Here is a 24,248-nt window from a genome sequence, read left to right as displayed (position 1 = left end):
GCGGATGACTGCCGTCGAAGGCGCCGATCGGGTCCTCGAGCCGCCCGGCGCACGGTACTGGCACCGGTCTCTGCACGCCTACGCCGACCTGATCGGGCGGGGGCCGGGCGGCAGGGAGGGCGCGCCGGAGGAACCGGAGCGGTTCACCCGCCACGGCTCGCTGCCGCGGTATCCGCTGCCGGCGCCGCCCCGGACGCTCGGCACGCTGAGCCGGGCCCTCGGCGACGGCACCGGGAGCCCGCCCGCGCCGAGCGCCGACCTCCACTCCGCGCTGCTCCACTACACCTGCGGTGTCCTGCGCACCGAGTTCGGCCCCACCGCCCGCTGGCCCTATCACCGGGCCGCCCCCTCCGCCCGCTGCTTCGCGCCGGTGGAGACGTACCTGTGGACGCCGGGCCACGACGGGCTGCCCGCAGGCGTCTACGCCTACGACCCCGCGCACCACGCCCTCGTGCTGCGGCGGGCCGGCGACTTCCGCGCCCTGCTCGGCGCGGCGCTCGGCACGGACCTCGGGGGTGCGGTGGGCGTGCTGCTGCTGTCCACGGTCTTCTGGCGCACGGCGTTCCGGTACGGGGCGTATGCGTACCGGCTGTGCGCGCAGGAGACGGGTCTGGTGGCCGGCAACGCGCTCATGGTCGCGGGCGCGCTCGGTGTGCGGGGACAGGTGCGGCACCAATTCCTCGACGAACCGCTGGAGCGGCTGATCGGGGTCTCGCGTCCGGAGGAGAGTGTGGCCGCGGTGGTGCCGTTGTACGCGGGGCGCAGGGGCCCTGACCTGGCGTCTCGCGAGGCGGAGGTGGCGTTGACGCCGCTGCCCGGTCGTCCCGCCACCGGTGTCGGCGCGCTCGCCGACCTCGTCGAGCTGGACACCGCCGCCCGTCTCACCGACACGGCGTCCTTCGCCCGGCTGCCGCACGAGGAGCACGCGCCCGCCGCGCCCGCCCCGGCCGGGGAACTCGCCGACTGTCTGCGCGGACGCACCTCGGGCGCACCGGCGTTCCACCCGAAGCCGCGGCCGGTGCCGGTGGCGGCCGTGCTCGACGCGGTCCTGCCCGCCTTCACGCCGTACGGGTCCGACGCCGTGCCGGAGGGTTCCGCGCCGCCCGTGCGGGCGCACCTGTGGGCGGTCGATGTGACCGGGGCCGAGGACGGAGTGCACGAGGTGACCGCACACGGTCTACGGCACCTCGGTCCCGCCCAGGCCGCCGGCCTCGGTCTGGAGGCGGCCAATATCGACTACCGCACGGTGAACGCCGTCGTCTTCCTGTCGGTGCCCGCCCGCCGAGGCCAAGTGGCCTTCGGTGACCGGGGGTTCCGGGTGCTGCACCACGAGGCGGGCGTCGTCGCGCAGCGGCTGTGCGTGCTGAGCGCCCGGTCCGGGCTTGCCGCGCGGATCCACAACGGCTACGCCGCCCGACCGCTCGCCCACGCGCTGCGTCTGCCGCCGGGCCACGAGCCGGTGTTCCAGATCGCCCTCGGCACCCCCGGAGCCGACGAGCGCTATCTGATGTCCGTCCCGCACTGGAGGTCCGCATGACGTCCTCGACAACCTCGGCCGCCCTGGAGTACTTCGACTCCGGCCACCAGCCGCCGGACGCGCTGCCCGCGGCCGACCCGCTCCGGCTTCCGCCGGTCCACAAGCGCTACCCGTCGGCGCGCCGTCGGCCGTTGCCGGACCGACCGGATCCCCGGGACGCGGAACCGGTCCGGCGTCTGTCCTGGCTGCTGCACCGGGCGGCCGGACTGACCCGGATGCGCTGGATGAGCGGCATCATGCCGCTCGGCCTCGGCAGTCCCGCCGCCCGCCGGAGGCTCCTGTCACCCGGCCGTACCGCCGCCGCCTCCGGCTCCCGCTACCCCGTGGAGTTCTACCTCGCGCATCCCGCCCTGGACGGTCTCCCCGCCGGACTCTCCCACTACGACCCGGTCCACCACGCCCTGGAGCACCTGCGCGCGGACGACGGACGTCACCTGGTCACGCCCCTGCTCGCCGAACCGCCCGCACGGGAACCGGAGTTCGTCCTGCTGCTGGGCAGCGTGCTGTGGCGCAACATGGCCAAGTACGGAGTCTTCGGCTACCGCCTCCAGAGCCTCGACGCCGGGGTGGCGGCCGCGCAGACGGTGGCCGCGGCCGAGGCGACGGGCCTGACGGCGACCGTCCATCTGCGCTACGAGGACGCCGCGTTGGACGAACTGCTCGGCCTCTCCTCCTTCGCGGAGAGCGTGTTCGCGGTGATCACCCTGCACCGGCCGGACGCACCCGCAGCGGCGCCTTCCACACGCCGCCGCGCCGAGGTGCCCGCCGCCGAGCCCGACCCGATGCCCATCACCGAGGTCCCCGCCCTGGCCGAGGCCGCCGCCCTGCACGCCGCCATCCGACGCGCCGCACCGGGGGACTTCGGCGACCGCCCGGCCCCCTGGCCGCTCCCCGACGGTCCCCGGCACGCCCTGCCCCGCGCCGCCCTCGACCTCGCCGACGGCTTCCCGGGCCGCCGCACGGCGTACGGCTTCCGGCCGGCCCCGGTGCCCGAGCGGACGCTCGCCGCCCTCCTCGCCACCGCGGGGACCCCGGTGGCCGGGGTGGAGGTCCCGGTCCAACTCGCCGGACTGCTCCAGCGGGTCCCGGAGGTGGAGACGGGCGCGTACCTCTACGACGCCGAAGCCCACGCGCTGACCGGCACCCGGCGGGCCGACGCCGTACCGGACGTGCTCGCCGCGGCCAAGAGCCCCATGCTGGCCGACGAATGCCGTACCGCCACCGCGGTCCTCGCGGTCTGCGGCGATCCGCGCAGCGGGGTCGAGCGCTGCGGGGACCGCTGGTACCGGGCGCAGAACATCGCCGCCGGTGCCACGGCCCAGCGGATCGCGCTGGCCGCCGCGGCCGTCGGCCTGGAGAGCCATGTGCACTGCGACTTCGACCCCGAGGGTGTGCGGTCGGCCCTCGGTCTGACCACGGGTCCGCTCCAGCCGCTGGTACTGGTGACCGTGGGCCCCCGCGCACCGGACCGCACGGACCCGCACCTGCCCCTGCGAGCCGGTTTCTGAACAGAAGGAGCACCCGACTCATGGAGTCCTACGACGTGGTGGTGGCCGGCGCGCGCAGCGCCGGTGCCTCGACCGCGCTGCTGTTCGCGCGGGCCGGGTACCGGGTCCTGCTGCTGGACCGGGCGGCCTTCCCCAGCGACACCCTCTCCACCCAGCACATCCACCGGCCCGGACTGCGGCTGCTCCGGCGCTGGGGGCTGCTGGACCGGCTCGCCGCGACCGGCTGCCCACCGGTGCGCCGGATCTCCTACACGCTCCAGGACGTCCGGCTCGCCGGTCCGGTCCCCGTGGAGGAGGGCATCGACGCGGTGTACGCGCCGCGCCGGTACGTCTTGGACAGCATGCTGATCGACGGGGCCGTCGAGGCCGGGGCCGAGTTCCGGCAGGGTCACACCGTCACCGGGGTGCTCACCGAGGGCGGCCGGGTGACCGGGGTGCGCTGCCGGACCGGCCGGGGCGAGAGCGCGGTGCGGGCCCGGCTGGTGGTGGGCGCCGACGGGATGCGCTCGACGCTGGCGGGCCTGTGCGGGGCGGCGGTGGAGCGGGAGGACACCCCGCGCACCTGCGTCTACTACGGCTACTGGGAGGGGCTGCCTGCACAGTTCGAGGTGTACGAGCGGACCGGACGGCTCGTCGGCGTGGTCGGCACCCACGACGAACTGACCCTGGTGGCCGCCTACTTCCCGCAGGCGGAGTTCCAGGACATACGGCGGGACGCGGACCGCGCCTACCGGGAGGCCATCCGGACCACCGCCCCCGACCTGGCCGAACGCGCCCTGTCGGCACGGCGCGTGGAGCGGCTGCGCGGCACCGGCAGCCAGCTCAACCACATCCATACGGTCAGAGGGCCGGGCTGGGTCCTGGTCGGGGACGCCGGATGCCACAAGGACTCCATCACCGGGACCGGCATCAGCGACGCCTTCGAACAGGCCGCGCTGCTCGCCGGGTCGGTCGGCGCGGGGCTGCACGACGTCCGGGAGCTGGAGACCGCCCTGGACCGTTATGCCGACGGCCACCGACGGCTGATGGAGCCGCGCTACCGGACCGCGCTCGACACCGCACGGCTCGAAGTGACCCGGGAGAGACTGGAGTTCACCCGATGGATCGCGAGCGATCCGGCGTCCGTGAACACGTTCCTGTCGGTGGCGGTGAGCCATGTCGACGCGGCCGAACTGCTCTCCGCGGCGGGCTGAGGACGGTACCGGCGTCGGTCGCTGCCGCCGACACCGCCCCCGGCCGCCGGATCAGGCCGCGCAGGGGCGGACCAGGCCCGTCTCGTACGCGAGGATCACGGCCTGGGTGCGATCGCGCAGGCCGAGCTTCTGGCACAGGTGATAGAGGTGGGACTTGACCGTCGCCTCGCTCAGCGACAGCATCTTCGCGATCACCAGGTTGGAGTGGCCGTTCGCGACGAGTGACAGCACATCGCGCTCCCGGGTGGTGAGCAGCGCGAGCTGCCCGGAGCCCGCGGAAGCGGCCACCTCGGGCGAGCGGTTGAGCAGTCTGCCGATCAGCTGCACGGCGTTCGGTGACTTCAGGACCATCGCGCCGCCGGCGATGTCACGGATGGCGGCGGGCAGGGTCCGCGGGTCGCAGTTGCCCGGGAGCAAGCCGCGCACCCCGCCCTTCAGCGCCGACAGCAGCTCCGCCTGCTCGGTCCGGGAGCTGAGCATGAGGACGCCCGGCGCGTTGTCCGGGGCCGTTCTGCGCAGTCTGCGCGCCATGGCGATGCCGTCCACGGCGTCGGCGTCGTGGTTGATGAGTGCGACATGCGGGCGCAGGCTCTGCACCGCGGTGAGCATCTCCCGGCCGTCGAGGGCCTCGCCCACCACGCTGATGTCCGGTTCTCTCTCCAGGACGCTGACCATCCCCGCTCGCATCAGATGGCGTGGGTCGCAGATCAGGACCCGTATACAGTCAGCCTCAGTTGTGTTCGTCATGCTGTGAAATAACCCCCATGAGTGCATGAATCCCGAAGACAGACGTACTGGAAGCGGGCCACGACCGATGGTCTGGACCACTTGTCTCGTCTTGCAGAGTACTGATAGCTCGCCGGAAAGATCTAGCGCCATTCGAGCTCGGCTTCACAGCCCCAGGTGGCGGCCGGTGGAGACGGAGTCGGAACCTCAACCTCCAGTCTGAGAAGCAAATCCGGTCCAGGGGCGGACGACAGCTTCCGGCACACGGTGCGAAGGTGATCCGGTCGGTCGGCTCAGGGGGAACAGGTGCAGACTAAGCCGGATCTCGAACCGTTGCTCGATTTCAGCCCGTACCGGCTGCTCACCGAACCGGACGCGGTCCACCAGCGGATGCGCACGGAATCACCGGTCCGCCTGGTACGGGAGGAGAGCGGCTTCACGTACTGGCTGGTCTCCGGGTACGCCGAGGCTCGCCAGGCCCTGCGCGCCCCCGGGCTCTCCAACGACCCGCGCCGTCTCGGCCGTCCGGTCGACACCGCGAACGCCTACTCCCCGATGGCCAACAACGATCCGCCGCACCACACCCGGTTGCGCGGACTCGTCTCCCACGGGTTCACCCGCCGTCGGATCAACGCGCTGGCGCCGAGGGCCGAGGCCGTCACCGGCGAACTCCTCGACGCCCTCGCGCCCACCGGGCGTGCGGACGTCATTGCCGACCTCGCCTTCCCGCTGCCCGTGCTGGTCATCTGCGAGCTGCTCGGCGTGCCCACCCAGGACCGGGACGCCTTCCGCGCCTGGGCCGCGCGCACCCTGTCCACCGCCGCCGGACCGCGCACCCGCGAGGAGCGCTCCCGCCGACTGCGCGCCTACTTCACCCGGCTCGTCGCGGCCAAGCGTGCCGCCGTACGACCAGGCCTGGCGCCGGACGAGCAGCCCGATCTGCTCAGCGCCCTCATTGTGGCCCAGGAACAGCGCAGCAGCCTCGACGACGACGAACTCATCGGCCTGGCCGTGCTGTTGCTCGTCGCCGGACACGAGACGACCACCAACCTCATCGGCAACGGACTGCTCACCCTGCTGCTCCACCCGGACCAGCTGACCCTGGTCCGCGACGACCCGGCGCTGCTGCCGTCGGCGGTGGAGGAACTGCTGCGCTACGAGGGATCGGCGGGCCAGTCCGCACTCCGGGTCGCCGTCGACGACGTGGTCATCGGCGGGACCGTGATCCCCCGCGGCTCGGTCGTCAACATCGGCCTGTCCCTGGCCAACCGGGACCCCGGCGCCTTCCTGGACGCCGACACCCTGGACGTACGGCGGACGGCCAACCCCCATCTGGCCTTCGGGCACGGCATCCACTACTGCCTCGGCGCCCCGCTGGCCCGGATGCTCGCGACCACGGCGCTCGGAGCGCTGCTCGGCCGGTTCGGCGGACTGCAACTGGCTGTCCCGGCCGACGAGTTGCGCTGGCGCCAGATCAGCATCCTGTGCGGGCTGACCGCACTGCCCATCTCCTTCGCTCCTGTTCGTCCGGAAACGAGTGGCACGTGACCATGATCGACCCGATGGCGGCAGCCCGCCTCTACCGCCTCGCCTTCGGTTTCATTCCCGCCCAGATGATCCACGCCGCCGCCCGGCTGCGGCTCCCCGACCTGCTCGCCGAACAACCCTTGACCACAGAGGAGTTGGCCGAACACACCGGGACCCGGGTCCCGGCGCTGCGCCGACTGCTGCGGGGCCTGGCCACCCTCGGCGTGGTGGAGCAGGAGGGCGAGGACGGCTTCCGGCTGGCCCCGGCGGGCGACCTGCTCCGCTCGGACGTGCCGGGCTCCGTCCGCCCGATGCTGATGCCCTACTTCAGCGAAGCCGTCTGGGCGTCCTGGGGACGGTTCACCGAGTGTCTGCGCACCGGACGGCCGTCCGTGGAGTCGGTCACCGGAGGCTCGGTCTTCGACCTGTTCGCGGCCGATCCGGAGCTGGGCGCGGAGTTCCACGCCGCGATGGCGGTCAGTGGCGGCGCGGAGGCCCAGGCGCTGGCCCGGTCGTACGACTTCGACGGCGTCAAGACCGTCGTGGACGTCGGCGGCGGCAACGGCGCCCTGCTCGCCGGGGTGCTCGGGCACCACTCCCACCTGCGCGGGATCCTGGTCGACACCCCGGTGGGGGTGGCCGCAGCCCCGGACGTCCTCGCCGCCGCGGGTGTCGCGGACCGGTGCGAACTGGCCGCCCAGGACTTCCGCACCGTCGTGCCCGAGGGCGGCGACCGCTATGTGATCAAGAGCGTGCTGCACGACTGGGACGACGAGACCTGCGTGACGATCCTCCGCAACTGCCGCCGGGCCATGGCGGACCCGGCCCGGGTGCTGATCGTCGAGGTCGTCGCACCGCCCGTCGCGGACACCACGACCGACCCCTTCCTCACCGTCAGCGACCTCAACCTGATGGTCCTGACCCACGGCCGGGAGCGCACCGAGCGGGAGTTCACCGAGCTCCTCGACGCCGCCGGCCTCGAGCTGACACAGATCGGCGCGCCGCTCGGCTTCAGCGGATACCGGGTCATCGAGGCCCGCCCCACCGCAGGACCGGCCGAATGACGCGGCAAGACAACGGAGGAACGCAAGAGTTGGGATCCATCGAGGAAGCCACCGGTCAGGTCGGCCCCAGCACGCTCCGCCGGCTGGCGGCGGCCTGGCCCCGCCGGGCCACCGTCCGCACCGACATGGAGAAGGTCACCGGAGCCGAGGAGTACGACCCCGAACTGCTCGACTACCCCGTCGCGCTGATGCCGTTCGGCGAGCACCCCGACTTCCGGGACGCCCCGGAGGACAAACGGCGCACGGCGAACACCCTGGGCTGGATCGCGTACAACGAACGCGTCGTGGCCGCCGAGGAGTTCGTCGTCAACCCCACCTTCGAGAAGCTCGGCCATGCCGTGTTCCCCGGGGTGGACCGCTTCGAGGTCAAGGAGATCGTGCGGCAGTCCCACATCGACGAGGTGTGGCACACGTACATGCACATGCTCGGCATGCAGCGCACCCGCCAGGCCCGGGGCATCACCGCCGAACCCGACTGCGGGCACCCCGTCACCAACCGGCTGCTGCACCAGGCGCAGGACGCCTCCGCCGAGCGCTGGGAGTCGGACCTGCTCTACCTGCTGTGGACCACGGTCGGCGAGGTGAGCGTCAACGCCTTCCTCGACCTGATGGCCCGGGACACCACCGTGCAGCCGCTGCACTCCACGATCGCCCGGCTGCACGCCCGCGACGAGTCGGCGCACGGCCCGGTCATGGTCGAGGTGATGAAGGACGTCTTCGTCAACCTCTCCAAGCCCCAGCAGGACTTCTTCGTGGCGTCCCTGCCCGCCGGCATCAACGCCTTCTGCGCCGAGGACTTCGACTGGTGGCTGAAGGTCCTGGAGTTCGCGGGCATCCCCAAGGCCCGGGACATCGTCGAGGACTCCCGGGGCAGCGGACAGGCGGACCTGCTCGTCACCGACTTCTCCGGGATCCTGCGCATGCTGCGGGAGCTGGACGTGGCGGACCGGGTGGACTTCGACTTCGAGGGCGCCGCGGGCGCCACGGGGAGGGCCACGTGATCCTCACCGGTCCCGAGATCACCGAGGCCGCGAACGACGGCCGGATCGTCATCTCGCCGTTCAACCCGGCCCAGGTGAACCCCAACAGCTACAACGTCTGCCTCGGCGACCGGCTGCTGACCTACACCGACGAGGTCATCGACCCCTACCGGCCCAACGCCACCCGGGAGATCACCATCGGGGAGGACGGCTATGTCCTCAGACCCGACCAGCTCTATCTCGGGCACACCGTGGAACAGGTCGGCTCCGACCAGTACGTGCCGCTGCTCTTCGGGCGGTCCTCGGTCGGGCGGCTCGGGCTGTTCGTGGAGATCACGGCGCCCATCGGCGACATCGGCTTCCACGGCCAGTGGACGCTGATGCTCTCCCCGGTCCGGCCGCTGCGGGTGTACCCGGGGATGAAGATCGGCCAGATCATGTTCTTCGTGTCGCTCGGCGAGGTCGACCTCTACCGCGGCAAGTACCAGTCCTCGGCGGGCCCCCAGGAGTCCCGCTACTGGAAGGACGTGGCGGTGCCGACGACATGATCCTCACCCGCGAAGTCATCGCCACCGCCGTGGAGCGCGGCGACATCGTGATCGAGCCCTACGATCCCGAGCGGATCTCGCCGAACGCCTACGACTGGCACCTCGGGGACCGCATCCGGGTCTGCGAGGGCGACGAGCTGGACGCCGCCGCCGTGACCCGGGTCACCGAGCACGTCATCCCGCCCGAGGGCATGGTGCTGCGGCCGGGGCAGCTCTACCTCGGCGTCACCCACGAGCGCACCCACTCCGAGCGCTACGCCCAGATGATCAACGGCGACCGCAGCCTCGGCGCGCTCGGCATCTGGGTCCATGTCTCCGCCCCGCTCGGACACGTGGGCCACGCCATCCGCTGGACCCTGGAGATCCGGGTGGCGCGGCCGGTGCGGGTCTATCCGCTGATGCCCTTCGGGAAGATCGTCTTCCTGGTCGCCGAGGGCGCGATGGCCAGCTATCAGGGACTGGGCCGCAAATACACCCGGACCAGCGGGATCGACATCTCGCGGCTGTACGAGGAGCTGCGGTGAGCGCACCCCGGATCCTGACCGGACTCGATCTGCCCTGGGGGAGTCCGGGCGGCAGCGTCGAGCTGCTCAAGGACCTGTACCTCGACCCGGACGGGCCGCTGGCGGCGAGCGCGTTCATGCTGATCCCCGGGGTTGCGGACGCCACCCCGCCGCCCGACGAAAGCCCCCTCGCCCTGCTGGGCGTCCCCGGCAAACAGCTCAGCGGCGAAGGCTTCTGGGCCTACGTCGACCGACTGACGGACGCGGTCACCGCCCGCTTCCCGCACACCGAGCAGGACGTCGTCCACCTCCAGCACCTCGCCTTCGGCGCCACCCCGGCGCTGCTGCGGGGCTACCCCAAGCATCCCGCCATCGGCCTGGTGCACGGCACGGACCTGCTGTTCGCCGCCGAGTACGAGACCCAGGGCGCGGTGCTGCGGGAGGCGGTCGAGTCGGCCCGCTCCCTGGTGGTGCCGACCGCCGGGATGGCCGACCAACTGCGCCGGCTGGCCCCGCGGACGGACAGCGGCCGTATCGTCCACATCCCCTGGGGCGTCCCGGACGCCCTGCTGGCCCAGCCGCCGGTCCGCGTCCCCCGGGAGGACGGGCCGCTCCGGGTGCTGTACGCCGGCCGGCTCACCGCCGAGAAGGGCGCCGCCGAACTGGTCGCCGCGCTGACCGGCGTACCCGGGGTGCGGCTCAGCATGGCCGCGCCGGTCGCCGAGTTCCGGCGGCTGGCCGGGGAACGGGACCTGTCGGCCGTACGGCATCTCGGGTGGCTGAGCCGCGAGGAGCTGTGGGCGACGTTCGCCGAGCACGATCTGCTGGTGGTGCCGTCCGCGAAGCTGGAGGCGTTCGGTCTGGTGGCCGTGGAGGCGCAGGCGTGCGGGCTGCCGGTGGCGTACCAGCCGGTGCCGGGGCTGCGGGACGCGCTGGGCGACTCGGCGCTGCCCCTCGATCTCCTCGCCGATCCGCGGCGGGCGCTGGCCGAGCTGACCGGGCTGCGGGACGACCCTGGCGCGCTGGACGGTCTGCGCCGGTCCGGGTTCGCCAACGCGGCGCGCTTTCCGCTCTCCAGGACCGCCCGCGACCTTGCCGCCCTCTCCGCCCAGGTGCGGTGAGCCACCGACCGTCCGAAGGAGCCGACATGTACACCGCCGCGCTGTTCGATCTCGACGGCACCCTGATCGACACCGAGCCCCGCAGCTATGAGGCGTGGTCGCGGCTCTTCCGCAACCACGGCGTCCCCCACGACGAAGCCACCATCCGGGGCTTCGCCGGGCGGCCCCCTCGCGAGGCGCTGCTCGACCACCTGCCCCGCTTCCCCGGACACACCGTGGACGAACTCTTCGCCGAGGCCCTCGCCTACACGACCCTCCCCGACATGCCCCCGGTCGGCGCGATCCCCGGCGCCCTCGAACTCCTCGCCCGGCTGAGGAAGTCGGGGGTCCCGCTCGGCCTGGTGACCTCGGGCACCCGGGACTACGCCCGGCACGAACTCGGCGCGGTCGGGGCGCTGGACCTGTTCGACGTGCTAGTCACCTCCGACGACGTGAGCCGCGGCAAGCCCGATCCGGAGGGCTGCCTCAAGTGCTGTGCGGCGCTGGGTGTCTCGCCCGCCGACGTCGTGGTCTTCGAGGACGCCCCGGCCGGGGTCGCGGCGGCGAAGAGCGCCGGAGCCGACTGCGTGGCGATCACCTCCACCCAGTCCGCCGAGGCGCTGGCCGCGGCCGATCTGATCGTCCCCGATCTCACCGGGATGACCTGGCCACCGCCGACGGCCGCCATGACCGCCGCGACCCGGACGGAGGTCTGAGCCATGGGCGAGGGGATTCTGGAGGTCGTCGTCACCTCCGCCGAGGAGGCGCGCGCCGCTGTCGCGGGCGGCGCCCATCGGCTGGAGCTGGCGGCCGACATGGAAGCCGACGGAATGACCCCCGCGCTCGCGGAGTTCGTGCGCACCCGGGACGCCGTCACCGTGCCCGTGCGGGTCATGCTGCGCGACACGGGCGGCTTCCAGGCCGCCGACCTCGACGCCCTGCGTGCCGCCGCCGGGGCGCTGGGGGCGGCGGGCGCCGAGGAGTTCGTCCTCGGCTTCCTCACCGCGGACGGCGCGCCGGACCTGCCCGCGGTCCGCGCCCTGCTCGACGCGGTGCCGGGCTGCCGCTGGACGTTCCACCGGGCCGTGGACCACGCGGCCGACCGGACGGCGGTACGGCTCGCCATCGAGGGGCTGCCCGGCCTGGACACCCTGCTGTCCGCGGGCAGCGCCGCCGGTGTCGCGGACGGACTGCCCACCCTGCTGGCCGAGGCGGACCGCCAGGGCGAGCCCGGCCACACCCTGGCCGTCATGGCGGGCGGGGGACTCGGCGCCGAGCACGTCCCCGCGCTGCGCGCCCGGGGCGTCGACGCCTTCCACGTCGGCACCTCGGTGCGTCACCGGGGCTGGGACAGCCCGGTAGACCCGGCCGCCGTCCGCCGCTGGCGTGAGCTGATCGACGCCGCCGCCCGCAAGGACGGGGGCTGACATGGCGTCCGAGTGCGTGTTCTGTGACATCGTGGCGGGCCGGCTGCACGCGGAGATCCTCTTCCAGGACGAGCGGACCGTGGCCTTCCTCGACAACACCGCCGTGATGGAGGGCCACACCCTCGTCATCCCCCGCGCGCACGCGGCGGACATCTGGGAGATCTCCGAGGACGACGCGGCAGCGGTGATGCGTACCGTCCACCGCATGGCCGAGGTCCTCGACGGGGTACTGAAGCCCGACGGCCTGACGCTGTTCCAGGCGAATCGCCCCGCGGGCTGGCAGGACGTCTTCCACCTCCACGTCCACTTGGTGCCGCGGGAGAACTCCGACCGGCTCAACCGCCCCTGGTACGTGGACCGCGCCGACCCGGACGCCCTGGCGAGGACCCGCCGCCGCATCCTGGGGGACGGGAGCGCGCATGCCGTCTGCTAGGAGCGTGTCTCGGTAACAGGTGAGCGGCTGGCGGCCGTGATTGATTGGGTCGGTCGCGGCCGCCCCGCGGACAGCCGTGAGGGCGGTCGGGGTGCGGGTCGTGGGGGGCGACCGGGTGGGGGCCGGTGACGAGCTGCGAGGCTCGGTCGGTCAGCCGGCCAGGGCGGCGAGGCCGGTGGTTCCGGCGTGCCGGAAGACCTTGCGAAGGTTGTGGCAGGCGGCCAGCAGTCGCCACTCGCCGCGGGCTCCGTCCTCGCCTCGGAGGAGGAGTTGGCGGCCGCTGCGGCAGGTCATGATGTGGCCGAATACGGGTTCGACGATGGCCTTGCGGCGGCTGTAGGCAGCCTTGCCGGGTTTCGTCCGCAGCTTGCGAGCCATGCGCTCTTTCAGCGTGGCGTTCTTGGGGATGCGTCCGAGGGGTGCGCGCAGGATCTGCTCGTCGTGGCCGAGAACGGCCAATGGCCATGAACGTGCTGGTGTCGCAGTCGAGTTGGCGGTCCCGTGCGGCTTCGAGGTTGGTCTGGGAGCAGTATCCGGCGTCGACCAAGACTTGCTTGGGGCTGCTCGTCGACGACGGCCTGGGCGTTGTATGCCTGGATGTAGGCGCCGTCGCTGTTCTTCATGATCCGCGAGTCAGGGTCGGTGAAGTTCGCCTGGGCCTTGGGCTTCGGCCGTGCCTTCGCGGCTGCCTTCTCGCCGGCGTCAGCGACAGCCTGCTCATCGCCGGTACCGGCGCGCTGCTGGCGGCGGCGTTCTTTGTCTTCTGCGTGGCGATGGGCCTTGTCGGCGGCCTCGGCCTCGATCTGCGCGCGGGCGGCCTGCAGCTTCGCGAGCGCTTCTCCCGCCGGTCCAGCTCGGCTGGCAGGTCCGCCTCGTTGCCGTCGACGCCGAAGACCTGGCCCTCGGCGTCGTCGGTGGCCTCGGCGTCGGCCGGCAAACCTCGAGCCTTCGCCTCCAACTCGGCGATCTCAGCCTCGATCTGCTCTTCTTTGTCGACCAGGCGGCCGTAGCTCATCGCCTTGTGTTTGGAGGCGTTCGCTTCCAGTTTCGTGCCGTCCAGCGCGACGCGGCCCATCTTGACCATGCCCAGCTTCTGCGAGGTGCAGCGACTGGGCGAACAGGTCGGCCAGCGCATCCAAGTGGCGGCCGGCGGAACCGGGCGATCGAGCGGAAGTTCGGGGCCTGATCGGCAGCCAGGAACCGGAGCGCGACATCATCGACGCAACGACGCTCGATCGCCCGCGAAGAACGAATACCGGTGCTGTATCCGTAGATCAGCAGCCGCACCATCAACCGCGGATCGTAGGGCCGGTAGCCGCGCTTGTCGGCGTAGTCCGCCAGGATCGGGGAAAGGTCAAGCACCTCGTCGACCAGGTCGGCAACGAACCGGGCGAGATGATCCTCAGGCGGCCAGTCGTCCAGCGACGGGGGCAGCAGCAGGACCTGGTGCGGGTCGAAGTCCCGGAACGTCTTGTCCACGGATGCCGGACAACCCTGCGGCTGCTTCTTCTCGACCGGTTCGACCTCGAACAGCCCATCGCCACCACTCATGCCGAGATCATCCCGCATGAATGATCACGAACCGCACACTGGTGCAGAGCACCTATTCAGAGGGCGCGGTATTGAGTGGGGCCGCGCCTGGAGCGAGCGTTCCTCCCGCTCGTCGACCGCCCGGTCGGTCGTAGTCCGTCATGCCACTGTCGCGCCGCGACGCCACCACCGCCAGCACGCCGATGGCAATCAGTGACCAGCCACCTGAGACCGGTTCCAGTACGGCCACCGGGATTCCGAGTGCCAGCAGGATCCATCCGGTCTCCACGGGCATCGCGCCTACGGCGATCACGACTCTTCTAGAAAGGAGCCCAAGGCCGAAGAAGGCAACTCCGCTGATCATGAACCAAAGGGCCATCATGCGGGTGTAGTTGTCGTTGCGGACGGTGTTCCACAGTCCGTCGGAGACGATGCCGCTCCAGTACGAGTACGAGGCGATGACGCCGACCATCATGTGCACCGCTGCGGCAGTGAGCATCAGGCGGGGAACCCACAGACGGAGACCTCTGGCGTTGGATGTGCGCGATTCGGGGCGGGCGGAGGCATTCATGACGCAGTGTTCCTTCCGGGAACGTCGGGTGAGGGATCCATCTCGATCGCCGACGAAGTCAGGAGGCCGACCGGTCCAGGAGTGGCATCAGCAGCTCGTACATGCCGCGCAGCTCTGGCTTCGGGAGCGGGGGCGTGAGGTGCTCCGCCCCGACCAACATCAGATAGAGCATCTTGGCCACTTGATCCGGTCTGCCATGGCCGGCCTGTTCGCACAGATCCCGCAGATATCCAATGCGGGTTGCGTCGACACGCTCCTGCACCCGCGCCGCCTCGGGATCCTGTTTCGCCCAGGCCCGCATCGCGATCTCCAGCGGCGGGCCGGCGTCCTTCGTCACTTCAGCCAGGAGCCTGGCCAGCCGCTCCCGGGCCGGAAGCGTGTCGGACGCTTCAACTCCATTGATGATCGCCGTGGTGCACTTGGCCTCGAAGTGGTCGAGCAATCGGATCCGATACTTCGGCATCGATCCGAAGTGGTGATAGAAGGCGCCCTTCGACATGCCCATGCGCTCACACAGCCGATCCAGCGTCACCGCGGGCGCACCCTGCTCCGCCAGCAACGTCAAGCCCTGGTCCAGCCACGCCGACCTCTCCGCACCCACCTTGACCTCTCCTCCATACCAAAATGTTTGGTATGGATAAGCTAACAGGCGTGTCCGAGGAAGTGGCAAGCGAGTAGGCATCTGCTCTGCCAAGGGTGGCGACAGGAGATGACATGGACTGGCGTGTGTTCGCACAGCAGATGGCGACCATGGCACGTGATCTGCTGGCCCAGGACTCGGTGGATGCCACACTGGAGCGGATCACCGGGTCCGCCACTGAGCTGGTCGAGGGCTGCGACGCCGCCGGTGTTCTGATTCTGCGTGGCGAGCGCGTGGAGTCTCTCGCCCCGACGGACCGGCTGGTCGTCGACAGCGACCAGCTGCAAGGGCGCCTGCAGGAAGGCCCGTGTTTCGACGCGGCCCGCACACACTTCAGAGAGCGGGTGTTCCGCATCGCCGACTTCGCCGCCGAGCATCAGCGCTGGCCCTCCTACGCGCCCCCTGCCCGGGAGCTGGGACTCGGCAGCATGATGGGCTTCCTGCTGTTCACCGAGGACGAGGATCTCGGTGCACTGAACCTTTACTCCCGTCGGCCCGGGGCGTTCACCGAGGTCAGTGAGACGGCTGGCTGGCTGCTGGCCTCCCATGCCGCGGTTGCCTTCTCCAGCGCTCGTACCCATGCCCAGATGGAACAGGCCGTCGCTACCCGACATGTCATCGGGGAGGCCATGGGCATCCTCATGGGCAGCCACCGTCTCACCCAGGACCAGGCGTTCGACGTCCTGCGCCGCTACTCCCAGGAGAACAACGTCAAGCTCCGCGAGGTCGCCCGCCAGGTGTGCGAAAAGGGCAGTCTGTCCTGACCACGGTGGGGCGGCTCTCCCGGCGCGGCCGCTGGACCGGGGGAGCCTGAGCCCACCCGCCCCCCTGGGAGCGTCGGCAGATCCGTGCGGGCCCAGGTGTGTCAACTGTCGGCGCCGGCGCCGCTGTGGCGTCGGCCGGAGCCGCCGTGCCAGTCCAGGACCATGGTGGTGGCATCGTCCGGCAGAGAGCCGCCGCACGCGTCGTGGACAGCGCCAGTCAGAGCGCGGACCGCTTCGCGGGGCGTTCGTCGCGGGTGTCATGGATGAGGGCGGGCAGGTCGACAGCGGCCGAGCAGCGCTCGGTCATGCCGTCGGTGAGCAGCACCAGGCGGTCGCCCGGCTGGAGGTCGAACCGCTGCGCCTCGTAGGTGACCGGAACGGGAACCCCGAAGGGCAGGTTGATCTTGACGGCGAGCTCCTCCAGCCGTGCCCCGCGCCGCCGCAGCGGCCAGGGGTGGCCGGCATTGACCAGCTGACATTCGCCCGTCCCCAGAGTGACGCAGAGTAGCTGGCCGGTGGCCGTGCCGCGGGCGTGCTCGGTGATCGCCTCGTGGGCGGCATGCGCCTGGCCGAGGACACCTTCAGCGGCGCGGCGGGCTCGGCGCAGGGCATTGACCGTGAGCGTGGCCAGCATGGCGGAAGCGGTGTCATGCCCCATCGCGTCAGTGATCGACAGATACAGCCTGTCCTGGTTGAGGGCGTAGTCGTAGGTGTCACCGCCGATGTCGTCGGCCGGGACCAGACCGCAGGCCAGGGTGAACTGGGCCGCCTCGCAGCAGGAGACCGAGGGAAGTAGCTGGTGCTGGATCTCCGCGGCAAGACTCACAGCAGTGGTGCGCCGGCCCCAGTGGTAGAGATCGGTGAAGCGGCGGTCGGTGACCACGATGTATGCGAGCGCGTGCGCTGCGTGGGCGACCGCGTCGCGGACCCTTTCGTTCGCGTGCGGCACGACCAGGTCCAGTACGCCGATGCGGTCGCCGCGGTTCGTCACCGGCACCACCGCCCGGCACCCGCCCTCCCCGTCGTCCTCCTGGTGCAGGAGCTGGCTGCGCAGGACCCGGTCATAGACGCTGCCCGCCGGCTCGACTCTCTCCGTTTCGCCGCGCGCCCGCCCCGCCTTACCGGCTCTGGGCAGGCGTACGGCTTCCTGCCCGATCAGGTCGACGAACAGGAACGACACCCCTGTCGCCGAGAACCGTTTCTCCGGGTTCCGGGCGACCACATCCACTGACTCCACCGGCGCGGCATCCTCCGCCGCCCGCAGCACCTCGTCCAGGCCCAGACCCTCACCAGCCACCGAACCACCTCCGGTCCGTCCGCTCCGAGTTCCCCCAGCCTGCCTGGGAACGCGTCATCAGAGAGGGGACGCACCAGAGCCCCGGAACCTGATAACGCCTGCACGGGGGCATATGCGGTGTGACATCGGGAAACTCGGGGCTCGGACCCCTTGAGGACGTGCGGAAGGAGCGGGACATGAGCCAGGTCAGGACAGGTTTGTCGGATCTTCCGCAGCCGTTCCGGGCGGTCGGCTCCGGGCTGCGCCGCCTGCCCGGAGCCGGGCGGGTGAGCAAGGTCGGCGACAGCGCGCTGGAGTGGATCGGAGCGATCTCTCCACGTGGTCGGCGGATGGCGGTCTACACCGGAGCCGGGGTGCTCGGCGTCGCCGGGGTGGTGGAATGGCCCGTGGCTCTCACCGGCGCGGCCGTGGCGTGGCTGACCCAGCCGGGCCCCCGACGAGGCGCGCCGGGGGAGGCGGCCCAGGCCACCAGGGCCGGAAACGCCGAGAACGACACGCAGGGCGGTAGCTGGCCCGCTGCGGCCGACGCCGACCTTGCCCTCACGGACTCCGCCGACACCTTGTCGCAGCTCTACGGCCCGGGCGACAGGCTCGCGCCCTCCCATTTTCACCACGAGAGCCACCCGCACGAGCAACCCGCCAAGGTTGGTGACCCTGCCACGGCATCGGCGCTGAAGCAGGTCGCGGAAGCCTCGGCACACCGCCGGGAACCGGACTCGTCCAGCGGGTAGTTGAAGCCCATGCGCGTCTCGGTCGTCCTGTTCACCTCCGACCTGCGCCTGCACGACCACCCGCCGCTGCGCGCGGCGCTGAAGTCCGCCGACGCGGTCGTCCCGCTCTTCGTGCGCGACCTGGCCGTCGAAGCCGCCGGGTTCGCCACGCCGAACCGCAGCGCCTTCCTCGCCGACTGCCTGGCCGACCTGGACGCCTCCCTGCGCGAGCGCGGCGGACGCCTCGTGGTGCGCTCCGGCGACCTGGTGGAGGAGGTGTGCCGTACGGTGCGGGAGGCCGACGCCGACGAGGTGTACATGGCGGCGGCGCACAGCGCCTTCGCCACCCGCCGGGAGGACCGGCTCCGGCGGGCCCTGGAGTCCGGCGGCCGCCGCCTGTTCGTCCACGACGCGGTCACCGTGGCCGTGCCGCCCGGCGAGGTGAGCCCCTCCTCGTCGGACCACTTCGCCGTCTTCACGCCGTACTACCGACAGTGGGCCCAGGCCCGTCTGCGCCCGGCTGTGGCCGCTCCGCGTCGCGTGCGTGTGCCCGACCGGGTGCACGGCGAGCCGGTGCCCGCCCGGAGCGAGGTCACCGGGGTCTCGCCCGCCCTGCCGCCCGGCGGAGAGACCGAGGGCCGCAAGCGGGTGACCGCCTACTGGCGGCACGGCCTGGACGCCTACGACGACACCCGGGACAACCTGGCCGCCGACGCCACCTCCCGGCTCTCCGCGCACCTGCATTTCGGTACCCTTTCCCCGGCAGAACTGGTGCACCGCGCCCGCCGCCGCGGCGGACCGGGCGCCGAGGCGCTGGTACGGCAGCTCGCCTGGCGCGACTTCCACCGTCAGGTGCTCGCAGCCCGCCCGGACGCCGCCCGCGCCGACTACCGGACAAAGGGCGACCGTTGGCGCACCGAGCGCACGGCGAAGGCCGACATCGAGGCGTGGCGGGAAGGCCGTACCGGCTACCCGGTGATCGACGCCGCGATGCGGCAACTGCGCCACGAGGGCTGGATGCACAACCGGGCCCGCCTGTTGACCGCGAGCTTCCTGACCAAGACGCTCTACGTCGACTGGCGCATCGGCGCCGCCCACTTCCTGCACTGGCTGGTCGACGGTGACATCGCCAGCAACCAGCTCAACTGGCAGTGGGTGGCCGGTACCGGGACCGACACCCGGCCGGGCCGGGTCCTCAACCCCGTCACCCAGGCCAAGCGGTACGACCCCGACGGCACCTACGTCCACCGCTGGGTGCCCGAACTGAGGAACATCGACGCGCCTGCAGTGCACGAGCCGTGGAAGCTGCCCGGAGCGGACCGCGCCGCGCTCGACTACCCCGACCCGATCGTGGACCTGCGCGAGGGCCTGGACAGGTTCCGTCGGGCCCGCGACCGGCAAGAGTGACCATGGCCGACCGGCACTGGCGGTCAGGCGCCCGGCCCGGCCTCCTTCGCCCCGGCGAGGACACACCCCGCTCGCGACGCCATGGAGATGATGATCGAGGTCCGCTGAGTGCTCCGCCGGTGCCGCATTGCGTTTTCCCGGCCGGAGGGGGCGGGTTGGGTGAAGCGGCCGATGTTGTGTCGTAGTAGCGGGCCGGGAAGCGGAGGAGTACGCCGACGAACTCGCCGCCGAGGTCGGCGCAGCCAAGAAGGCGACCGAAGGCACCGCAGCCGCCAGGCGAGCAGACCCACGCTTGGAAGGTGGGACGAGCTCAGAGCTTGAGGCCGAACCAGGTTGTCTTGCCCTCGTCCGTGGGCCGGACGCCCCAGGCGTTGGCTAGGGCGGGGACGAGGAGCAGGCCGCGGCCGCATTCGTCGTCCTCGGCCGTGACACGTGGCTGGGGCAGGTGGGGGCTGCGGTCGCTGATCTCCACGGTGAGGTCGGTGTCCGTGTGGCACAGGTGCAGGGTGATCGGGCCTTCCGCGTGCTGGACGGAGTTGGTGAGGATCTCGGAGAGCAGGAGGCGTGCGTTGTCCGTGCGGTTCGTTGCAGCCCCAGGCACTGAGCGTCTTGTCGAGGAGGTCGCGGCCCGTCGGAACGGACTCCGGCACCGAGGGCAGGTCCATCGCGGCCGTGGCCAGCGGAGCCTCGGGCAACCGGGTCAGCAGGAGCGTGACGTCGTCGTGGCCGTCGGCGTCCGGGAGCATGGTCGACGGGACGTGGTCGGCGGTGGTTTCCAGGTCGGGAGCTGTGGTCGTGAGCTTGTCCAGGGTGGCCACCAGCTGGATGAGCTGGTCCTCGATGTCGGTGCCGGGGGTCTCGATCAGGCCGTCCGTGTAGAGCACGAGGGTGGCGCCGCGGGCAATCGTCGTGCAGCACTGTTCGTAGATCACGCCGCCGACGCCGAGGGGTGCGTTCACCGTCGCGGGAAGCGTCTGGGTGCTTTGACCGGGAACGGTGACGAGAACCGGCAAGTGCCCGGCCGAGCATATGGTCACGTCGCCCGCGTCGGCGGCGAGGGTCAGATAGCAGCAGGTGACCAGTTGGTCGGGGACGTCGAGGTCGGCGACCACGGCTTCCATGGCCTGCATCAGCTGTCGGGGCTGCAATCCGGTCTTTGCCAATGCGTGTGCGGCGGACCGGAGTTGGCCCGTGACGGCTGCGGCCTCCAGTCCCCGGCCCATCACATCGCCGATCAGCACGCCGACCCGGCCGGCGCCCAGCGGGATCAGGTCGAACCAGTCACCACCGACACCGGCGCCCTGTGTCGCCGGCCGGTAGCGGCTGGGGTGCAGGACCGCCAGGTTGAGCTCGACCAGGGCGCGGTCGCGCCACAGAGTGCGCTCGTTGCGGGTGTCGAGGCCGAACAGCTCGGCGACGGCGGGCAGCAGGTTGTAGCGGTCGGTGTCGGCGAGGTTGCGGGAGCCGATCTCGGTGCCCATGTACCAGCCGTTGAAGGGCGCGGCCGGGTACGTGACCCCGCCGATCTCCAGCGACATGTCGCTGACGGCCGGCACCGCGTACCAGCGCAGACCGAGGGCGGCGAACCCCGCTCGAATTGCCACCCGAAACCAGTCGGTGTCGGGAGCTGCGGTGGATTCAGAAGTCATGGCTCACGACAGCGTAATACCGAGTGAATTCACCGAGATGAACATGATCTCTGTCGGTAAATCCGGATAACCGGGGCACTCGGGTTCCCGGGCAGCGGTATGGGTGACCCGCGTGAAAACCCTGGTTCGGGCTGATGATCAGGCCGTTTGTGTTGCTGCCGTCAGGCTGCTTGCTGGTGCTCGTTGATGGGGCCGCCGAGTAGTTGAGTGCGGCGGACGCGGCCACCGAAGGGGATGACAGGTGCCGTCTGGCTGGTCTCCGAGGCATGGGGAGATCGTTGGTGTGGGGATCGGTGGGGGCGGTGCCGGTTGTAGTGGTCGGTGTAGGTGTTCGGGTCGGTGCGCAGGTGCCGTTCGTTCATGATGAGTAGGCGGTCGGTGCACTCGCGGCGGACGGTGCCGACCCTGCGGCTGTCGAATATTTCGTCCGACCAGGGCAGGCGGCGTGTCGGTACTCGTGGATCACTCCGGCGAGCCGGTCTCGGCGGCGTATGTCCAGACAGGAGATGCGCCCCGGATCGGTGATTGGTTCAGGGACCGCGCGCACTGGTGCTGCCTGGTTCATCGCTTGATGGGACTGGTGGGTGTTGTGGTGCTGCTCGAACTGGCGGAGGGCGTGGCGCAGGTGGCGCTCGTTCCAGATGAGGGTGCGGTCCAGGAGTTCGTGGCGGCAGGTCTGGCCCCAGCGCTCCATGATTGAGTTCATGCGCGGCATCCGGACGCCGGTGAACACGGTCTCGACGCCGGCGGCTGCCAGGATCTGGTCGAAGAGCGCAGGGAAGTTCGAGTCCCGGTCCCGGATGAGGTAAGAGACGGTGGCTGAGGCGTCTTCGAGGTCCATGACGAGGTTTCGTGCGGCCTGGCTCACCCAGTGCGCGGCGGGGGTGCGCCGTGGTGCCGAGGATCCGGATGCGGCGGGTGGTGTGCTCGATGACGGCGAGGACGTACTGGCTTCGGCCGGTCAGGGTGACGGTCTCGATGAAGTCGCATGCCAGGAGGGTGTCGGCCTGGGAGTGCAGGAAGTCGGACCAGGTTGTGGCGGCTCGGTCGGGCGCGGGTTCGATGCCCTCGTTCTTGAGGATCTCCGAGACGGTGGCTGTGGTGCCTGACCGCCCACGCCGCCGCCCGCCTCGACGAGCGCCCGCTCGCCGCCCGCGCGGCAACGGCCCTGCGCCCCGCCCGCACCGAACACGCGGGCGGGGCGAGCGGGATGCTGACGATGGGGCCGGTGGCGCGGTACCTGGCGGAAGCGCAGGCATGCGCCGGCGTGGTGACCGACAAGACCACCGGACCGGTCCAGCCACACGTGCCGAAGTGAGGCCATGAACCGTTCCACGATCGATGACGAGCCGAGGTCGGCGCTTGGTCCTCGTCGGCGACGTCGCACACAGGGCGAGGGCCTGGTGGTCGTCGTCGGTGAGGTCCTTCGCCGCCGCGTTCACGGCCGACTCGTCGATGTCGGCGAGGGCGACGGCGGCGCCGGAGGCGGCGAAGGCGCGGGCGGTGGCCAAGGCCCATGCCGGAGCCGGCGCCGGTGACGAAGGCGACTTGGCCAGGTGCGTGCCGGAATCGACGCCGACAATCACCGGGGCGGGGGCGGCTGACGCCCTTGGTCCTCGGGTGGGTCAACCCATGTGCGCCACCGCGTAGTCCGCGCCTGAGGACGCCGCGTCGTCAGGCGTCGCGTCCGGCCGGGAGGCCGTACTGCGCCAGAGTCGGCGGCAGGAGGAGACCGTTGCCACCAGAAGCAGCCCGTCGCGGATCAGCAGTACGACTATGCCGGGCAGGTTGCTCCGCACGACCGGACCGAAGCCGATGGGGAATTCGAGCACCGTGAAGAAGCACGCGACCAGGATGAGCAGCACGGGTCGGCGCTGGACTGTGGAGCGGCTGGTCAGGCAGAGCGCGCCGAGGCCGAGCAGCCAGATCAGGTACTGCGGACTGATCACCCGGCTGGTGGTGACGAAGACCAGCACCGCGGCGAACGCAGCGTCGTAGAGCACGACGTCGCTGAACGTGCGGGCGCGTACCCGCCACCAGACCAGCCAGCAGAAGGCCAGCACCGCGCCGACCAGTGCGATCCGGGCCGCGGTGGGCACATACGGGCCCAGGAACTCGAACGATCCGTAGTGCAGCCGGGAGGTGCCGTGCCACAGACCGAGCCAGCGCAGGACATGAAACGGCAGAGCGCCCAGCGACTCGATCTCGACGCCGCGCTGACGCTGCTCGGTGAGGAACGCGAACGGTCCCCGGGTGAAAGCCAGGAAGGCGGCGCTGACACCGACGGCAGTGACCAGCGCCGCCCCCCAGGAGCGTCGGGTCGTGCGGCCCGGCCGCGCACCGGCGAGCACGAGTACGGGCCAGACCTTGACCAGCGCGCCGATCCCGGCCAGCGCGCCCGCCACGCGGGGGTGCCGTGCGGCGGCCAGCAGGGCGGCGACGGCGAGGGCGGTGACCATCACGTCATAGCGGGCCAGGGCCAGCGGGCCGAGCACGGCGACCCCGGCGACCCACAGCCAGGCGCCGGCCAGGTCCCGGCTGTCGGCCCGCCCGGCCCGCAGCAGCATCGCCAGGACCGTCGCGTCGGCGGCGCAGGCGAGCAGGTAGAAGGCGTGCGAGTAGGTCAGGAACGGCAGCAGTGCCGGAGCGAGGAAGGCCGCCGCGGCGGCGGGCGGATACTGCCAGGTGACGTCGCCGGCCGGAAAGCTGCCGGTCAGCAGCCGTTCGTACCAGCCGTGGTAGATGACGACCACGTCGGGGCGGACGTCGTCACCGGGGAAGTGCAGGGCGCCGAACAGCGTCAGCAGCAGTGCGGTTCGCGTCACCGCCCAGGCCAGCACCGGCATCCATGTCCTTGAGCGACCCGCGGTCACCGTTCCACGCCAGCACACCGTCACGTTTCAGGGCCTCTCCGTCAACCGCTCTACATGGGTCACACTTCCGGCGTCGGTTCGCATGAAGGTGAAAACACGATGAACATAGTGCGTCACCTTGGCACAGCACCCTGTGAACGGCTGCAAGCGACTGACCATGCTGCCACCCGTCACGGCGCGGCCCCATTACCGGTGTCGACTGGAACCGTGGCGGATGCGGCCCATACGGTGTCCGGCGCGCCGTCGGCCGCCGCCCTGCGG

General features: G+C 71.2%; 22 protein-coding genes and 3 pseudogenes. 16 read left to right on the top strand and 9 right to left on the bottom strand.

The genetic code is table 11. The features are described from left to right. Positions 1–4: 4 nt before the first annotated feature. Genes FB563_RS00845 through FB563_RS00835 form a run of 3 tightly spaced genes read left to right on the top strand, consistent with a single transcriptional unit; the run spans position 5 to position 4,238 of the window. Entirely contained in the window at positions 5–1,537 is a 1,533-nt protein-coding gene (locus FB563_RS00845) for a SagB family peptide dehydrogenase (RefSeq protein WP_055703612.1), read from the top strand. Continuing rightward, positions 1,534–3,045 carry a SagB family peptide dehydrogenase gene (locus tag FB563_RS00840; RefSeq protein WP_055703611.1) on the top strand — a complete coding sequence of 504 codons (1,512 nt, stop codon included), beginning with the start codon at positions 1,534–1,536 and terminating at the stop codon, positions 3,043–3,045. Before FB563_RS00845 ends, FB563_RS00840 begins: the two co-directional genes overlap by 4 nt. A gap of 20 nt (positions 3,046–3,065) precedes the next feature. Further along, positions 3,066–4,238 (top strand): NAD(P)/FAD-dependent oxidoreductase, encoded by a 1,173-nt coding sequence (locus tag FB563_RS00835; RefSeq protein ID WP_055703610.1) that lies wholly within the window; start codon positions 3,066–3,068, stop codon positions 4,236–4,238. 51 nt (positions 4,239–4,289) lie between these two features. Here FB563_RS00835 and FB563_RS00830 read toward each other — a convergent pair whose 3' ends face one another. Further along, on the bottom strand, positions 4,290–4,985 hold the full coding sequence (locus FB563_RS00830; RefSeq protein WP_063797007.1) for a LuxR C-terminal-related transcriptional regulator: 696 nt from the start codon (positions 4,983–4,985) through the stop codon (positions 4,290–4,292). 285 nt (positions 4,986–5,270) lie between these two features. Here FB563_RS00830 and FB563_RS00825 point away from each other — a divergent pair, with 285 nt between their 5' ends. Genes FB563_RS00825 through FB563_RS00785 form a run of 9 tightly spaced genes read left to right on the top strand, consistent with a single transcriptional unit; the run spans position 5,271 to position 12,546 of the window. Further along, positions 5,271–6,512, top strand: a complete 1,242-nt coding sequence (locus FB563_RS00825) for a cytochrome P450 family protein (RefSeq protein WP_063797006.1) — start codon at positions 5,271–5,273, stop codon at positions 6,510–6,512. A 2-nt stretch (positions 6,513–6,514) separates the two neighbouring features. Then, positions 6,515–7,555, top strand: coding sequence for a methyltransferase (locus FB563_RS00820; RefSeq protein WP_063797008.1), 1,041 nt, complete (start codon positions 6,515–6,517; stop codon positions 7,553–7,555). Positions 7,556–7,584: 29 nt separating this feature from the next. Then, positions 7,585–8,556 (top strand): diiron oxygenase, encoded by a 972-nt coding sequence (locus FB563_RS00815; protein WP_055703606.1) that lies wholly within the window; start codon positions 7,585–7,587, stop codon positions 8,554–8,556. After that, positions 8,553–9,083 carry a dCTP deaminase gene (gene dcd, locus FB563_RS00810; RefSeq protein ID WP_055703605.1) on the top strand — a complete coding sequence of 177 codons (531 nt, stop codon included), beginning with the start codon at positions 8,553–8,555 and terminating at the stop codon, positions 9,081–9,083. The genes FB563_RS00815 and dcd overlap by 4 nt, the downstream gene beginning before the upstream one ends. Continuing rightward, the gene (locus tag FB563_RS00805; RefSeq protein ID WP_055703604.1) at positions 9,080–9,607 is read left to right on the top strand and encodes a dCTP deaminase; all 528 of its coding nucleotides are present in this window, start codon (positions 9,080–9,082) and stop codon (positions 9,605–9,607) included. The genes dcd and FB563_RS00805 overlap by 4 nt, the downstream gene beginning before the upstream one ends. Beyond that, positions 9,604–10,707 carry a glycosyltransferase family 4 protein gene (locus FB563_RS00800; protein ID WP_055703603.1) on the top strand — a complete coding sequence of 368 codons (1,104 nt, stop codon included), beginning with the start codon at positions 9,604–9,606 and terminating at the stop codon, positions 10,705–10,707. The genes FB563_RS00805 and FB563_RS00800 overlap by 4 nt, the downstream gene beginning before the upstream one ends. A gap of 26 nt (positions 10,708–10,733) precedes the next feature. After that, entirely contained in the window at positions 10,734–11,402 is a 669-nt protein-coding gene (locus FB563_RS00795; RefSeq protein ID WP_055703602.1) for an HAD family hydrolase, read from the top strand. A 3-nt stretch (positions 11,403–11,405) separates the two neighbouring features. Beyond that, positions 11,406–12,113 carry a copper homeostasis protein CutC gene (locus tag FB563_RS00790; RefSeq protein WP_055703601.1) on the top strand — a complete coding sequence of 236 codons (708 nt, stop codon included), beginning with the start codon at positions 11,406–11,408 and terminating at the stop codon, positions 12,111–12,113. Between the two features lies 1 nt (position 12,114). Next, positions 12,115–12,546, top strand: coding sequence for an HIT family protein (locus FB563_RS00785; protein WP_055703600.1), 432 nt, complete (start codon positions 12,115–12,117; stop codon positions 12,544–12,546). 150 nt (positions 12,547–12,696) lie between these two features. Here FB563_RS00785 and FB563_RS00780 read toward each other — a convergent pair. The 3 genes and pseudogenes from FB563_RS00780 to FB563_RS00770 form a co-directional block, all read right to left on the bottom strand. Further along, positions 12,697–14,025 (bottom strand): annotated as a pseudogene (locus FB563_RS00780) (transposase). A 124-nt stretch (positions 14,026–14,149) separates the two neighbouring features. Then, a complete protein-coding gene (locus FB563_RS00775) occupies positions 14,150–14,647 on the bottom strand; it encodes a DUF6463 family protein (RefSeq protein ID WP_142218394.1) in 498 nt (165 codons plus the stop codon). A gap of 58 nt (positions 14,648–14,705) precedes the next feature. Next, a complete protein-coding gene (locus FB563_RS00770; RefSeq protein ID WP_055703595.1) occupies positions 14,706–15,248 on the bottom strand; it encodes a TetR/AcrR family transcriptional regulator in 543 nt (180 codons plus the stop codon). 113 nt (positions 15,249–15,361) lie between these two features. Here FB563_RS00770 and FB563_RS00765 point away from each other — a divergent pair, with 113 nt between their 5' ends. Continuing rightward, positions 15,362–16,051 (top strand): GAF and ANTAR domain-containing protein, encoded by a 690-nt coding sequence (locus FB563_RS00765; protein WP_055703594.1) that lies wholly within the window; start codon positions 15,362–15,364, stop codon positions 16,049–16,051. Positions 16,052–16,152: 101 nt separating this feature from the next. Here FB563_RS00765 and FB563_RS00760 read toward each other — a convergent pair. Continuing rightward, positions 16,153–17,348: pseudogene (locus FB563_RS00760) on the bottom strand (PP2C family protein-serine/threonine phosphatase). A gap of 176 nt (positions 17,349–17,524) precedes the next feature. Here FB563_RS00760 and FB563_RS42695 point away from each other — a divergent pair. Then, a complete protein-coding gene (locus FB563_RS42695) occupies positions 17,525–18,079 on the top strand; it encodes a hypothetical protein (protein ID WP_055703593.1) in 555 nt (184 codons plus the stop codon). Positions 18,080–18,088: 9 nt separating this feature from the next. Continuing rightward, complete coding sequence (locus FB563_RS00750) at positions 18,089–19,465, top strand: cryptochrome/photolyase family protein (RefSeq protein ID WP_142218392.1); 1,377 nt, start codon at positions 18,089–18,091, stop codon at positions 19,463–19,465. A gap of 23 nt (positions 19,466–19,488) precedes the next feature. Here FB563_RS00750 and FB563_RS45380 read toward each other — a convergent pair whose 3' ends face one another. The 3 genes from FB563_RS45380 to FB563_RS45090 all read right to left on the bottom strand — a co-directional run bounded on the left by FB563_RS45380 (position 19,489) and on the right by FB563_RS45090 (position 21,955). Then, positions 19,489–21,114: a nitric oxide synthase oxygenase gene (locus tag FB563_RS45380; protein ID WP_425281726.1), complete on the bottom strand. Its 1,626-nt coding sequence runs from the start codon at positions 21,112–21,114 to the stop codon at positions 19,489–19,491. Positions 21,115–21,275: 161 nt separating this feature from the next. Beyond that, a complete protein-coding gene (locus FB563_RS00740; RefSeq protein WP_199832723.1) occupies positions 21,276–21,476 on the bottom strand; it encodes a hypothetical protein in 201 nt (66 codons plus the stop codon). Continuing rightward, positions 21,473–21,955 (bottom strand): integrase core domain-containing protein, encoded by a 483-nt coding sequence (locus tag FB563_RS45090; RefSeq protein WP_063797019.1) that lies wholly within the window; start codon positions 21,953–21,955, stop codon positions 21,473–21,475. The genes FB563_RS00740 and FB563_RS45090 overlap by 4 nt, the downstream gene beginning before the upstream one ends. 255 nt (positions 21,956–22,210) lie before the next feature. Here FB563_RS45090 and FB563_RS43735 point away from each other — a divergent pair. Then, positions 22,211–22,432: pseudogene (locus tag FB563_RS43735) on the top strand (hypothetical protein); the annotation flags it as partial. A 307-nt stretch (positions 22,433–22,739) separates the two neighbouring features. On the opposite strand, the gene FB563_RS00725 reads toward FB563_RS43735, so the two are convergent. Further along, a complete protein-coding gene (locus FB563_RS00725; RefSeq protein WP_055704392.1) occupies positions 22,740–23,960 on the bottom strand; it encodes a glycosyltransferase 87 family protein in 1,221 nt (406 codons plus the stop codon). Between the last annotated feature and the right edge of the window lie 288 nt (positions 23,961–24,248).

Origin of the sequence: Streptomyces puniciscabiei (assembly GCF_006715785.1) — a bacterium.
GTDB lineage: Bacteria > Actinomycetota > Actinomycetes > Streptomycetales > Streptomycetaceae > Streptomyces > Streptomyces puniciscabiei.
The sequence above is the reverse complement of the archived record's forward strand: the minus strand, read 5'-3'. Positions and strand labels throughout refer to the sequence as shown.